Here is a 13,120-nt window from a genome sequence, read left to right on the forward strand (position 1 = left end):
ATTCCAGACTGGGTTGGTGTCAGAGCGGCAGCACCGACTGGAAGATGCGGGTCAACCAGCCCGGCTCGGCAAAGCGGCGGTTGTTGCCGTCGGTCTGTTGCTCGATGCGGGCATCGGCCACCTTGGTCGACGACACACGGTTGCCCGGCAGGATGTCGCGCGGGTTGACCACCCCGGACAGCCGGACGAATTCGTTGTCGCCGTTGACGCGAATCTGCTTCTCGCCGCTGACCACCAGGTTGCCGTTCGGCAGCTGTTCGAGCACGGTAACGGTGATCGAACTGGTGAACGAACTGCTGTTGCTATTGCTGCCCTTGCCGCTCGACTTGAGCGCACCGCTACCAGTGAGCGAGGTATTGCCGAGAATGCCTTCGAGGTAGCCCGGCATGAACGGCAACGACACGCCCGCTGCGATGTGCGCGGTAGCCGAGCCGCTGCGGTTGCCGTCGGTCTGTTCCGAATTGCTGACGCTGGTGCGCTCCTGGATGTCGATGGTCAGCGTATCGCCGACCATCGCCGGGGCACGGTCTTGGAACAGCGGCCGGTAGTTGGCAGTCTGGAAGATCGAGCCGTTGGCCAGCGCCTGCTGTGGCACCGGCTGCGGCCGCGCCGTAGTCGGCAGCTGCACGATCGAGGGCTGCTGCATCGCACAGCCGGTCAGCAGCGCCAGCGCGCCGGCCATCGCCGCGAAGCGGAGACGGCGGGCGTGGCGATCAAAAAAGGTTGGCCGAATCATCATCAGATCTATCTGCAGCGAGCCGGCATCACGCCGGCCCTGGGATTACGCTTTCAGGGCGGGGCGACCCGCCCGGCATGATTACAGCTGAGCGACCCGTTGCAACATCTCGTCGGCGGTCTTGACCGCACGCGAGTTCATCTCGAACGAACGCTGCGCCTGGATCATCCGAACCAGCTCCTCCGTGACATTGACGTTGGAGTCCTCCAAAAAGCCCTGGCGAAGGGTACCGCGGCTGTCGGTGCCCGGATCGCCGTCTTGCGGCGAGCCCGACGCGGCTGTTTCCAAGAAGAGGTTTTGACCGACGCTGTTCAAACCCTGCGGGTTGATGAAGGTAGTCAGCTGGATGGTGCCGGCATTCTGCAAGGCGGCATTGCCCGGCAGGGCGAACTGCACCACACCCGTGTTGGAAATGGTGATCTGGGTCGCATTGGCCGGGATATTGATGTTCGGGTCGAGCTGGAAGCCGGAGCTGTTGACGATGTCGCCGTTCTCGTTTCGATGGAACTCGCCATTGCGCGAGAAGGCGATGGTGCCGTCCGGCATGGCCACTCGGAAGAAGCCGTCCCCCTGGATCGCCAGATCCAGCGGCTGCGAGGTTTGCGCCAAGTTGCCCTCGGAGAACACCTTGGGCGCCGCAATCGGGGTCGAGCCGGAGCCGATCTGCAGGCCGGTTGGCACGGTGTTGCCATTGGTCAACTGGGCTCCCGGCTGACGGATGGTCTGGTAGAACAGGTCTTCGAACGTCGCGTTGGAGCGCTTGAAGCCCTTGGTATTGACGTTGGCCAGGTTATTTGACACCACGTCGAGCAGGAACTGGCTGGAGTCCATCCCGCTCTTGGCGATGTAAAGGGCGCGCATCATGGCGTGGTTTCCTTATGTTTTAGCCGTCGATCAGCCATTCATGGCCATGATCTGGGTGGCCTGTTTTTCGTTCTGATCGGCGGTCTGCATCATTTTCACGTTCAGGTCGAACTGGCGGGCATGCGAGATCATTTGCATCAACGACTCGACCGCATTGACGTTGCTGTTCTCGAGCGCCCCCGGCACCAGACTGACCTGATCGTCAGCCTGAGCAACGCCGCCACCCTGCAGGTGGAACAGACCGTCATCGCCCTTGTACACCGCGCGGTCGCCGGGGTTGACCAGCTTAATCTGCGCGACGATCTGCGGCGTCAAGTTGGTCTGGTTCTGCGGGAACGCCAACACCGTGCCATCGCGGGCAACGTTGATCTTCATGTCCTGCGGCACGGTGATCGGGCCGTTGTCCGACAGAATCGGCAAACCGCTGCGGGTGCGCATCATGCCGGCGTCGTCGATGACGAAGCCGCCGGCACGGGTATAGGCCTCATTGCCACCGGGCCCTTGCACGGCGAAGAAGCCCGCGGTGCCAACTGCGAAGTCGCTGTCGCTGCCGGTCTGCATCATACTGCCCGTCGACATATCGTGACCGACGGTGTTGTCGACGACATAGGTGCGGGTCGGCGCACCCTCGCCCACTACCGGCAGCGCGCGAAACGCCACCATGTCGGCCTTGAAGCCGGTGGTGTGTGCGTTGGCGAGGTTGTTCGACGTCGTCGCCTGTTGCAGTTCGACGTGCTTGGCGCCGTTCATTGCTAAAAACAGCATGCGATCCATGATCTACTCCTAGGCCGCCGGCTTAACGCAGGTTGATCAGGGTCTGCATGACCTGGTCTTCTGTCTTGATGGTCTGGGCGTTGGCCTGATAGAAACGCTGCGACGTGATCATGTTCACCAGCTCGGCAGTCAGATCGACGTTGGAGTCTTCTAGCGAGCTTGCTGCGATCTCGCCGACGTTGGACGCGCCCGGGGTATTGATCCGCGGCGAGCCAGAGGCAAATGCCTCGGCCCAACGGTTATTGCCTTCCTGCTGCAGCCCCTGCATGTTGGCAAAGGTCGCCAACGCCACCTGGCCGACCACCTTGTGCTGACCATTCGAATAGTTCGCGGTCATGATGCCGCTCTTGTCGAATGAGAAAGTGGTGAGACTTCCCGGTGCGTAGCCGTCGACTCGGGAGTTGTCGTTAACTGAAAATTTGGAGGCGTACTGGGTAGTGCCAGCCAGGTTGATCGCCACGTTGAACGGCGTGGCCGAGCCGGTGCCGGACGGCACTGCCACGTTGAACGCAGCGACCGGCGTTGCCAGCGTGCCGTTCGGATTGAACGTCACGGTCTGGGTGCCAAGAGGGGTAGCCCATGCACTATCGGCGTAGGTGGTCACGGCCCACTTGTTCGGGGTGACCGGATCCTTGACGAAGTAATAGCTGACCGTGTGCGGGTTGCCGAGGCTGTCGTATACCGTCGTCGAGGTCGAGTCGTTGAAGGTTCTGTTGTCGGTCGGGTTGAGCGGGGTTACCGCCGGGGTCGACTCGGTCGAGTTGAGGTTGAGCGACAAGTCGACCTTCGTGGTCGCCTGCGGGGTCATCAGGTTGGAGGTGAGTATCAGGTCGCCGGTCGGGCCCTGTGTGATCTGACCGTTGGCGTCGGCCATCCAGCCTTGCAGGCGATCGCTACCGTTGACGATGTAACCGGCCTTGTCCTGCTGGAACTGACCGTTACGGCTGTACTGGATGGAGCCGCTGCTAGTGCCCGCATTCATGTTCTTGACGATGAAGAAGCCATTGCCGTTGATCGCCAAGTCGAGGTTTCTGCCGGTACTGCTGATGTTGGTAGTGTTGAACATCTGGCTCACTGTGCTGACCTGGGAGCCGATCCCCGCCTGGTTCGAGCCGACCCCACCGACCCCGCCGGCGTACATGTCAGCGAATTCGGCGCGCGACGCCTTGAAGCCGACCGTCGAGGCGTTGGCTACGTTGTTGCCGATCACATCAAGCTGCTTTGCCGCAGCGTTTACACCACTCAAACCTTGCTGAAAGCCCATTGCCGCACTCCTGGATTCTGAAGTTCTGTTCTGTCGTTGTTATGCGTTACGTTGTCGGGTCGAAGGTCAGGTCAACTGCACCACATCGCCCAAACCGTACTGCTTGCCGTCACCAGTCACCAGATACGGCACGCCCTGGTTCCAGGTCACCGCATTGACGTTGCTATAACCGTAGGCGGTGGCCTGCACCGCGGTGCCGTCCTGCTTGGCCGCATTGGCGCTGAAGGTGTACTTGCCGGCCGGCAGCTTGTTGCCGTTCGAGTCGGTACCGTCCCAAGCGAAGTTGTTCAGCCCCGCCTGCGGCGAGGCGACCTGTACGGTATCGACCACCTTGCCGGTGCTGTCTTGGACGGTAATCGTCAGCGACTTCGCCGCATCGTTCAGCACCACGCCGCCCTTCGCGTTGTTGGTACCGTCGTAAGCGAGACTGTTGCCGGCGACCATCACCTGGTGGCCGACCAACGAGGTCGCCATCATCGACTGCGACGCAAACTGCGACTGCAGCAACTGCCCCATCGTCCCATTGAGCTTTTCGATGCCACTGACCGAGCTGATCTGCGCCATCTGGCTGGTCATCTGGCTGTTGTCCATCGGGTTGAGCGGGTCCTGCGACTGCAGCTGGGTCACCAGCAGCTTCAGGAACTGGTTCTGGATGTCCGCGGCGCTGCTCGATTTGAGCGGGCCACCGGAACTGCCCGACGTCGTCGTGTTGTTGTTTACGCTATCGATAGCCATCTGCTAAGCCTCGCCTCAGGCAGAACCCAGCTGCAGGGTTTTCTGCAGCAGAGTCTTGGTGGTGTTCATCATTTCGACGTTGGTCTGGTACGAGCGCGACGCCGAGATCATGTCGGCCATCTCCTCGACCGGATTGACGTTCGGCATGGTGACGTAGCCCTTGGCGTCGGCCAGCGGGTTACTCGGGTCATACTTCAGCCGCGGCAAGCTTTGATTTTCCACCACCGAGGTCACTCGCACGCCGGCAATGCGCGGCTCGTTGGCCGACACCGGGGTCACGGTAAAGATGGCGTGACGCCCCTTGTACGGCTCGCCGGTCGCACTGGTGGAGCTGTCGGCGTTGGCGATATTACTGGCGATCAGGTTCAGGCGCATCGACTGTGCCGTCAGCGCCGAACCGGCTATCGAGAACACATTAGAAAGCGACATTGATTACTGGCCTCCCTTGATCGCTTCGGACAAGCCGGCGATGCGGCGGTTGAGGAATGTCAGACTGGCCTGGTACTTCATGGCGTTGTCGGTGAACTGGCCCCGCTCGATGTCCATATCGACGGTGTTGCCGTCGAGGCTGGGTTGCACCTGCGAGCGATACATCAGCGCGGCCTTGTCATCAAAACCGGGCAAACCACCACCGCTGATGTGCTGTGGGCTGGTCGTGACCATAGCGAGCGTTTTCTGCTCACCGTTGGCGGCCTGCATCGCCGCCTTGAAGTCCAGGTCCATGGCCTTGTAGTACGGCGTATCGGAGTTGGCGATGTTGCTGGCAATCACCTCGGCACGCTTGGCACGCACGTCGAGGGCGCGCTGCTGAAAGTCGAAATGCTTGGCGATCTTGTCGAGCATAAGTAGGTTTCTCCAAAACTCCGCAGCTTTAAGCATTATTCATGCCAGACGAATTTAACACTCCGCCATTCAGCAATTACATACAAATAAGCCGGCAATTTAAAAGGACTCACCACTCACCGGCAAAATTTGCCGCCCCTTGCCGGCAATTTGTCGCCAAACAGCGACAAACCCACCGGCAATGTTGGCCGAAACCATGCCAGAAAGCCTGACGCAACAATCCTCGACGACAATCAAATAATCACCACCACAACCTAGTCAGCGACAATATCATGCCAATGGCAAACGGCAAAACACAACGGGCCACCATATAGGCGGCCCGGCCCGTTGAGTCTTAAGCGTCTTCGCGCAGCTCGAAGTCGTGCGTGATGTCGGCGGTCTTGCCGAGCATGATCGACGCCGAGCAGTATTTTTCGGCCGACAGCTTGATCGCGCGCTCCACCACTTCCGGCTTCAGCCCACGCCCCACCACCACGAAATGGAAGTGGATCTTGGTGAACACCTTCGGTTCGGTGTCGGCGCGCTCGGCGTCCATCTCCACCCAGCAGTCGCGCACGTCCTGGCGCGACTTCTTCAGGATGCCGATCACGTCGTAGCTGGTGCAGCCGGCGGCACCCATCAGCAGCAGCTCCATCGGGCGCGGACCGAGGTTACGGCCGCCGCCCTCCGGCGCGCCGTCCATCACCACCGCATGGCCGCTGCCGGTCTCGCCCATGAAGCACACGCCGTCCACCCACTTCAATCTGCCTTTCATTGTCTCTCTGCCTTGTTATTTAAAGCTAACGGCATAGATTAGCATCCCGGTTTGGGAGAACCAACAATCGCCGGTAAAATGGTGATCTTGACTTGCTTTGATGACCGCCATGTTGGTACTGGGTATTGAATCTTCCTGCGACGAGACCGGGGTCGCGCTGTACGACACCGACGCCGGCCTGATCGCGCACCACTTGCACACGCAGATGGCGATGCACGCCGAGTACGGCGGCGTGGTGCCCGAGCTCGCCAGCCGCGACCACATCCGCCGCGTGGTGCCGCTGACCGAGGCCTGCCTCACCGAAGCCGGCAAGACGCTGGCCGACCTCGACGCGATCGCCTACACCGAAGGCCCGGGCCTCGGCGGCGCGCTGCTGGTCGGCGCGAGCTACGCCAACGCGCTGGCGTTCGGCCTAGGCATCCCGGTGATCAGCGTGCACCATCTGGAAGGCCACCTGCTGTCGCCGCTGTTGGCCGAACCGCACCCGACCTTCCCGTTCGTCGCACTGCTGGTTTCCGGCGGCCACACCCAGCTGATGGCGGTGCGCGGCGTCGGCGACTACGAGGTGCTCGGCGAGACGCTCGACGACGCCGCCGGCGAAGCGTTCGACAAGACCGCCAAGCTGCTCGGTCTGCCCTACCCGGGCGGCCCGCTCTTGTCGCAGCTGGCCGAACAGGGCGACCCGACCCGCTTCACGCTGCCGCGGCCGATGCTGAAATCGGACAACCTCGAGATGAGCTTCTCCGGCCTGAAGACCGCGGTGCTGACGCTGGTCAAGCAGGTACAGGCCGAACAGGGCGAGCTCGACGACACCACCCGCAACGACATCTGCCGCGCCTTCCAGGAGGCGATCGTCGACGTGCTGGTGCAGAAGTCGCTGAAGGCGCTGAAACAGGCCGACATGAACCAGTTAGTGGTCGCCGGCGGTGTCGGCGCCAACAAGCAGCTGCGCGCCGCGCTCGACGCGGCGGCAGCCAAACGCGGCTTCGCGGTGTTCTACCCGCCGCTGGCGCTGTGCACCGACAACGGCGCGATGATCGCCTACGCCGGCGCGCAGCGGCTGAAGTTCGCCCGGCCGGCCGGCGGCTTCGGCGTCAAGCCGCGCTGGGATCTCGGCACCTTACCGAAGGCCTGAACCCCGCTTACCGATTCCCCCTACTGCGCGTTGCGAACGGCCTTTCGGCCAACCTTTTGAGGCGCAACGCCCAGCCCTACCGACAAGCCCATGATCCAGCTAAAGAGTCTCAGCCTGCGCCGCGGCGTCAAGGAACTGTTCACCAACGTCACCCTCACCATCAACCCGGGCAACCGCACCGGCGTGGTCGGCGCCAACGGCACCGGCAAGTCCAGCCTGTTTGCACTGTTGCGCGGCGAACTGGTGCCGGACGGCGGCGACGCGCTGTTGCCGCCCAACTGGACGATGGCGCACGTCGCGCAGGAAACCCCGGCGCTCGATTCTTCGGCGCTCGACTACGTGCTCGACGGCGACGCCGAACTGCGCAGCCTGCAACAGCAATTGCGCGACGCCGAGGCGCGCAACGACGGCGAGGCGATCGGCCACCTGCACGACGAGTTGGCGCACGTCGACGCCTACACCGCCGAGGCGCGCGCCTCGAAGCTGCTGGCCGGCCTCGGCTTCGCGCCGGAGGCGATGGCGCGGCCGGTAGCGAGCTTCTCCGGCGGCTGGCGGATGCGCCTGAACCTGGCACAGGCGCTGATGTGCCGCTCCGACTTGCTGCTGCTCGACGAGCCGACCAACCACTTGGACCTGGAAACGGTGCTGTGGCTGGAAGAATGGCTGAAGGGCTATCCCGGCACGCTGTTGGTGATCTCGCACGACCGTGACTTCCTCGACGCGGTCTGCACCCATATCGCCGAAGTCGCCAACCAGGGCATCACCCTCTACACCGGCAACTACAGCGCCTACGAGGACGCGCGCGCCGCGCGCCTCGCGCTGCAGCAATCGGCGTTTGAAAAGCAGCAGCGCCAGATCGCCCACCTCGAGTCGTTCATCACCCGCTTCAAGGCCAAGGCCACCAAGGCACGCCAGGCGCAGAGCCGGGTCAAGGCACTGGAGCGGCTGGAGCGGATATCGGCCGCGCACGTCGACACACCGTTCGACTTCCACTTCGACACCCCGGCGAGCCTGCCCAACCCCTTGCTCAAGCTCGACGGCATCGCGATCGGCTACGGCGACAAGGCGATCCTGTCGCGCATCGCGCTGTCGGTCGAAGGCGGCAGCCGCATCGGCCTGCTGGGCGTCAACGGCGCCGGCAAGTCAACGCTGGTGAAGCTGCTGTCCGGCGAATTGGCGCCGCTGGAGGGCAAGCTGACCCGCGCGCAGACGCTGAAGATCGGCTACTTCGCCCAGCACACACTGGAAACGCTGCGCGAGGATGAGTCGCCGCTGTGGCATGTGCAGAAGCTGGCACCCGAGGCGCGCGAACAGGACCTGCGCACCTTCCTCGGCGGCTTCAACTTCCACGGCGACGCGGCGATGGCACCGGTCGGGCCGATGTCGGGCGGCGAAAAGGCGCGCCTCGCGCTGGCGCTGATCGTCTGGGAAAAACCCAACCTGCTGCTGCTCGACGAACCGACCAACCACCTCGACCTGGAAATGCGCCACGCGCTGACGCTGGCGCTGCAGGACTTTGCCGGCGCGTTGATCGTGGTGTCGCATGATCGAGCACTGCTCGAAGCGACCACCGACCGCTTCTGGCTGGTGGCCGGCGGCGCGGTAACGCCGTTCGACGGCGACCTGGAGGACTACCGGCGCTGGCGACTGGAACAGTTGGCCGACGCCGGCAAACCGTCCGACGGCGACTCACCGGGGGTCAACCGCAAGGATCAGAAACGCCTCGAAGCGGAGACACGGCAGCGGCTGTCGGCACTAAAGAAGCCGCTGCAGCAGAAGCTGAACAAGCTGGAAAAGGAGTTGGAAAGGCTGACGGCGCAGAAGGCCGAGCTGGAAGCGTTTCTCGGCTCGGAAGCGGCCTACCAGCCGGAGAACAAGGCCAAGTTGGCCGAAATCAGCCGGCAACAGGGCGAGGTCAGCAGCCGGCTGGCGAGCGTCGAGGAAGACTGGCTGGCGGCACACGAAGAGCTCGAAGCACTCGATACTGCCGCCTGAGCATCCTCAATCTCAAAGGGCCTGTCGCCGACAGGCCCGCTGCCTATGCAGCAGGCAACCCCGCTACGCGGCGATGGCCATACGGCCGAGCGACGAACGGCAGGATGCATCCACGATCAAATTGATCTATAAACGATAGAAGGCTAATTCATCGCCACTTTTCCACAAATAACTGGGAAAAAGCTGTGGATATCCACTGGAAAAACCGGCTTAGCCCTTACAAAACAAGCAGCTAGCCGTGCTGCACAGATTAGCGGCAACACCCATCCGACGCTTTCACAACTACGCGGGACAGCGGTGTGAACTGACTGTGGACAATCCGGCTTATCCATTAAAAATCATCGCGATAGCCCTGTCGTACAAAAAACAGGCAAGCCCACCCTCCGAGCATGAAAAAACGCCGCCAGCATTTCCACTGGCGGCGTTTTTTCAACTACGGCAACAGACACCCTAGGCGATGGCCGGCTCTTTCATCAAGAGAGCGAGCAGCGTGGTGATCTTGTCCTTCAGCTCGCGCCGGTCGACGATCATATCGATCGCGCCCTTCTCGATCAGGAACTCGGCGCGCTGGAAGCCTTCCGGCAGCGTCTCGCGCACGGTCTGTTCGATCACGCGCGGGCCGGCAAAGCCGATCAGCGCGCCCGGTTCGCCGATCACCACGTCGCCAAGGAAGGCGAACGAAGCGGACACGCCACCCATGGTCGGATCGGTCAGCACCGAAACGAACGGTAGCTGCGCGTCGGTCAACAATTGCAGCGCGGCGCTGGTCTTGGCCATCTGCATCAGCGAGTTCAGGCCCTCCTGCATCCGCGCCCCGCCAGAGGCCGCCACGCAGATGAACGGCGCCCTCGCTTCGATCGCGGCCTGCACGCCGCGCACGAAGCGCTCGCCGACCACCGAGCCCATCGAGCCGCCGATGAATCGGAATTCGAACGCGGCGACCACCGCCGGCATGCCGTTCATGCTGCCCCGCATCACCACCAGCGCGTCGTCCTCGCCGGTGTCATTGCGGGCGGCGGACAGGCGGTCGGGGTACTTCTTGCTGTCCTTGAACTTCAGGATATCGACCGGCTTGACCTCGGCACCGATCTCGCGCCGACCTTCGGCGTCGAGCAGCATGTCAAGCCGTGCCCGTGAGCGCACCGGATGATGGTGATTGCACTTCGGGCAGACCTGCAGATTGGCCTCCAGGTCGGTGTAGTACAGCACGGCTTCACACGCCGAGCATTTGCTCCACAACCCTTCAGGCACCGCCGAGGGCATGGTGGCGCGGCTGTCGCGCTTGATTTTCGGCGGCAGGAGCTTGTTCAACCAGCTCATGCGGACTCCTTGAAAGCGGTTCGGCCAAGGTTGGCCGAACGCATGTTGCAACTGGGGCCCGATACTCGAGCCCCATGTGTCTGTTAACGGATCGCGGTCTTCAGTTCCGCGACCAGACGAGTTAACCGCTCTCTGGCGGTTTCGGGTGTCGCCGCCTCGATTTCTTGCACCAAGCGGCTGCCGACGACCACGGCGTCGGCCACACCGGCGATGGCGCGGGCCGTTTCGGCATCGCGGATGCCGAAGCCGACGCCGATCGGCAGCGCGATATGCTCACGCAGGCGCGCAATTTTACGCCCAACGTCGGCAATATCCAAATTCGCCGCACCGGTGACGCCCTTGAGCGACACATAGTAGACGTAGCCGCGCGCGTGGCGGGCGATTTCGGCGATACGCGCCTCCGGCGTGGTCGGCGCCAGCAGGAAGATCGGATCGATGCCCTGCCCTTCCAGTTCGGCGGCCAGTTCTTCGGACTCTTCCGGCGGGCAGTCGACCGACAGCACGCCGTCGACGCCGGCCGCGCTGGCGGCGGCGGCAAATTCGGTATAGCCCATCGCCACCACCGGGTTGAGGTAACCCATCAGCACCACCGGGGTGTCCTGATTCGTCTCGCGGAACTCGGCGACCATCTTCAGCACGTCGCGCAGGCTGACATTGTGCGCCAGCGCCCGCTCGGCGGCGCGCTGGATCACCGGGCCGTCGGCCATCGGGTCGGAAAACGGCACGCCCAGTTCGATGATGTCGGAGCCGGCGTCGACCAGGCCGTGCATCAGACTGACGGTCAGGCCGGGGTTCGGGTCGCCGGCGGTGATGTACGGAATCAGCGCCTTCTGGCCGGCCAGGCGTGCGAATGTTGCGGCAATACGGGACATGGCAGCTCCTTACAGGGTGATGCCGGTCAACGCGGCGACGGTGTTGATATCCTTGTCGCCACGACCGGACAGGTTCACCAGGATCACCTGGTCCTTCGTCATGCTCGGCGCGTGCTTGATCGCCCAGGCGAGCGCGTGGCTCGACTCGAGCGCCGGGATGATGCCTTCGAGGTGACAGAGCTCGTGGAACGCCGCCATCGCCTCGGTGTCGGTCGCCACATCGTATTCGGCGCGACCGATGTCCTTCAGGTAGCAGTGCTCCGGGCCGACGCCCGGGTAGTCGAGACCGGCCGACACCGAGTGGGTGCTCGACACCTGGCCGTTTTCGTCCTGCATCAGGTAGGTGCGGTTGCCGTGCAGCACGCCGACCGGCGCATTGGTCGTCAGCGGTGCGGCGTGGCGGGGAGTATCCAGGCCGTCACCGCCGGCTTCCACGCCGACGATGCGCACCCCCGGCACGTCGATATACGGGTAGAACATACCGATCGCGTTGGAACCACCACCGACACACGCCACCACCACGTCCGGCTGGCGGCCGATCATCTCCGGCATCTGGATCTTCGCCTCGTCACCGATCACCGTCTGGAAGTCACGTACCAGCATCGGGTACGGGTGCGGGCCGGCGCAGGTGCCGATGATGTAGAAGGTATCGTCGACGTTGCTGACCCAGGCGCGCATCGCCTCGTTCATCGCGTCCTTCAGCGTCTTGGAGCCCGATTCAACCGGCACCACGGTGGCACCCAAGAGCTTCATCCGGAACACGTTCGGCGCCTGGCGCTTGACGTCTTCCGCGCCCATGTACACCACGCACTCCATGCCGTAGCGCGCCGCCACCGTAGCGGTGGCCACGCCATGCTGGCCGGCGCCGGTCTCGGCGATCACGCGCTTCTTGCCCATGCGGCGGGCGAGCAGCGCCTGGCCGATGGTGTTGTTCACCTTGTGCGCACCGGTGTGGTTCAGGTCTTCGCGCTTCAGGTAGATCTGCGCGCCGCCCAGTTTGTCCGACAGCCGCTTGGCGTGATAGATCGGGCTGGGGCGGCCGACGTAGTGCTTGAGTTCGTGATGGTATTCCTGCCAGAACGCCGGATCGGCTTTCGCGCGCGCGTATTCTTCGTTCAGTTCGGCCAACGCTGAAATCAGCGTTTCAGCCACATAGACGCCGCCATACGGGCCGAAATGGCCGCGCGCGTCCGGAAGGTCATACCGATCCATGCTTAACTCCTGCGATAAACGCCGCCACCCGGGCGGCATCTTTGATGCCTTTGGAAGATTCGACGCCACTCGACACATCGACGGCGGCCGGGCGCACTGCCCGCACCGCCGCTTCTACATTGTCGACCGACAGGCCGCCGGATAACACCAGCGGCAGGGATAATTGTTGCGGCAGCAAGCCCCAGTCGAACTGGGTGCCGGTGCCGCCGTGCATGCCTTCAACGAAAGCATCGGTGAGGATGCCACGCGCGTCCGGGTACTGTCGAGCCGCGACCAACACGTCGTCGGCCGAACGCACCCGCACCGCCTTCAAATACGGCCGATGGAACGAGCGGCAGAACGCCGGCTCCTCTTCACCGTGAAACTGCAGCAGGTCGATCGCACAGCCGGCCAACACCTCGTCGACCCACTCGCGGCTCGGGTTGACGAACAGCGCCACCGCGGTCACAAACGGCGGCAGTGCGGCGACGATCGCGCGCGCCTGCTCGATCGTGACGTTGCGCGGGCTTTTCGGGTAGAACACCAGGCCGATCGCGTCGGCGCCGAGCCGCGCCGCCTCGCGCGCGTCGTCGGGGCGGGTGATCCCGCAGATCTTGATTCGGGTCGTCATCTAGGT

General features: G+C 63.3%; 14 protein-coding genes. 2 read left to right on the forward strand and 12 right to left on the reverse strand.

The features are described from left to right. Positions 1-19: 19 nt before the first annotated feature. The 8 genes from ACZ2IA_RS04890 to ACZ2IA_RS04925 form a co-directional block, all read right to left on the reverse strand. Positions 20-739 (reverse strand): flagellar basal body L-ring protein FlgH, encoded by a 720-nt coding sequence (locus tag ACZ2IA_RS04890; protein ID WP_470291450.1) that lies wholly within the window; start codon positions 737-739, stop codon positions 20-22. A gap of 78 nt (positions 740-817) precedes the next feature. Then, positions 818-1,600, reverse strand: coding sequence for a flagellar basal-body rod protein FlgG (gene flgG, locus ACZ2IA_RS04895; RefSeq protein ID WP_470291451.1), 783 nt, complete (start codon positions 1,598-1,600; stop codon positions 818-820). A gap of 30 nt (positions 1,601-1,630) precedes the next feature. Further along, the gene (locus ACZ2IA_RS04900) at positions 1,631-2,374 is read right to left on the reverse strand and encodes a flagellar basal body rod protein FlgF (RefSeq protein ID WP_470291452.1); all 744 of its coding nucleotides are present in this window, start codon (positions 2,372-2,374) and stop codon (positions 1,631-1,633) included. A gap of 22 nt (positions 2,375-2,396) precedes the next feature. Then, positions 2,397-3,638, reverse strand: a complete 1,242-nt coding sequence (gene flgE / locus ACZ2IA_RS04905; RefSeq protein ID WP_470291453.1) for a flagellar hook protein FlgE — start codon at positions 3,636-3,638, stop codon at positions 2,397-2,399. Positions 3,639-3,704: 66 nt separating this feature from the next. Then, positions 3,705-4,373, reverse strand: coding sequence for a flagellar hook assembly protein FlgD (locus ACZ2IA_RS04910; RefSeq protein WP_470291454.1), 669 nt, complete (start codon positions 4,371-4,373; stop codon positions 3,705-3,707). A gap of 15 nt (positions 4,374-4,388) precedes the next feature. After that, positions 4,389-4,802: a flagellar basal body rod protein FlgC gene (gene flgC / locus ACZ2IA_RS04915; protein WP_470291455.1), complete on the reverse strand. Its 414-nt coding sequence runs from the start codon at positions 4,800-4,802 to the stop codon at positions 4,389-4,391. 3 nt (positions 4,803-4,805) lie between these two features. After that, positions 4,806-5,216 (reverse strand): flagellar basal body rod protein FlgB, encoded by a 411-nt coding sequence (flgB, locus tag ACZ2IA_RS04920; protein WP_470291456.1) that lies wholly within the window; start codon positions 5,214-5,216, stop codon positions 4,806-4,808. Between the two features lie 334 nt (positions 5,217-5,550). Continuing rightward, entirely contained in the window at positions 5,551-5,970 is a 420-nt protein-coding gene (locus ACZ2IA_RS04925) for an OsmC family protein (RefSeq protein WP_470291457.1), read from the reverse strand. Positions 5,971-6,079: 109 nt separating this feature from the next. Between ACZ2IA_RS04925 and tsaD the strand changes: the two genes are divergently transcribed. Together tsaD and ACZ2IA_RS04935 are read left to right on the forward strand one after the other, a co-directional pair. After that, positions 6,080-7,105 carry a tRNA (adenosine(37)-N6)-threonylcarbamoyltransferase complex transferase subunit TsaD gene (gene tsaD / locus ACZ2IA_RS04930; protein ID WP_470291670.1) on the forward strand — a complete coding sequence of 342 codons (1,026 nt, stop codon included), beginning with the start codon at positions 6,080-6,082 and terminating at the stop codon, positions 7,103-7,105. 90 nt (positions 7,106-7,195) lie between these two features. Then, positions 7,196-9,100: an ATP-binding cassette domain-containing protein gene (locus ACZ2IA_RS04935; protein WP_470291458.1), complete on the forward strand. Its 1,905-nt coding sequence runs from the start codon at positions 7,196-7,198 to the stop codon at positions 9,098-9,100. A 450-nt stretch (positions 9,101-9,550) separates the two neighbouring features. Here the strand turns inward: ACZ2IA_RS04935 and accD are convergent, their stop codons facing one another. The 4 genes from accD to ACZ2IA_RS04955 form a co-directional block, all read right to left on the reverse strand. Beyond that, positions 9,551-10,420, reverse strand: a complete 870-nt coding sequence (accD, locus tag ACZ2IA_RS04940; RefSeq protein ID WP_470291459.1) for an acetyl-CoA carboxylase, carboxyltransferase subunit beta — start codon at positions 10,418-10,420, stop codon at positions 9,551-9,553. Between the two features lie 83 nt (positions 10,421-10,503). Then, positions 10,504-11,292, reverse strand: a complete 789-nt coding sequence (gene trpA / locus ACZ2IA_RS04945; protein WP_470291460.1) for a tryptophan synthase subunit alpha — start codon at positions 11,290-11,292, stop codon at positions 10,504-10,506. Positions 11,293-11,301: 9 nt separating this feature from the next. Then, the gene (trpB, locus tag ACZ2IA_RS04950) at positions 11,302-12,504 is read right to left on the reverse strand and encodes a tryptophan synthase subunit beta (protein ID WP_470291461.1); all 1,203 of its coding nucleotides are present in this window, start codon (positions 12,502-12,504) and stop codon (positions 11,302-11,304) included. Then, positions 12,491-13,114: a phosphoribosylanthranilate isomerase gene (locus ACZ2IA_RS04955; RefSeq protein ID WP_470291462.1), complete on the reverse strand. Its 624-nt coding sequence runs from the start codon at positions 13,112-13,114 to the stop codon at positions 12,491-12,493. Before ACZ2IA_RS04955 ends, trpB begins: the two co-directional genes overlap by 14 nt. Between the last annotated feature and the right edge of the window lie 6 nt (positions 13,115-13,120).

This window comes from Crenobacter sp. CS_VA4 (assembly GCF_055597485.1).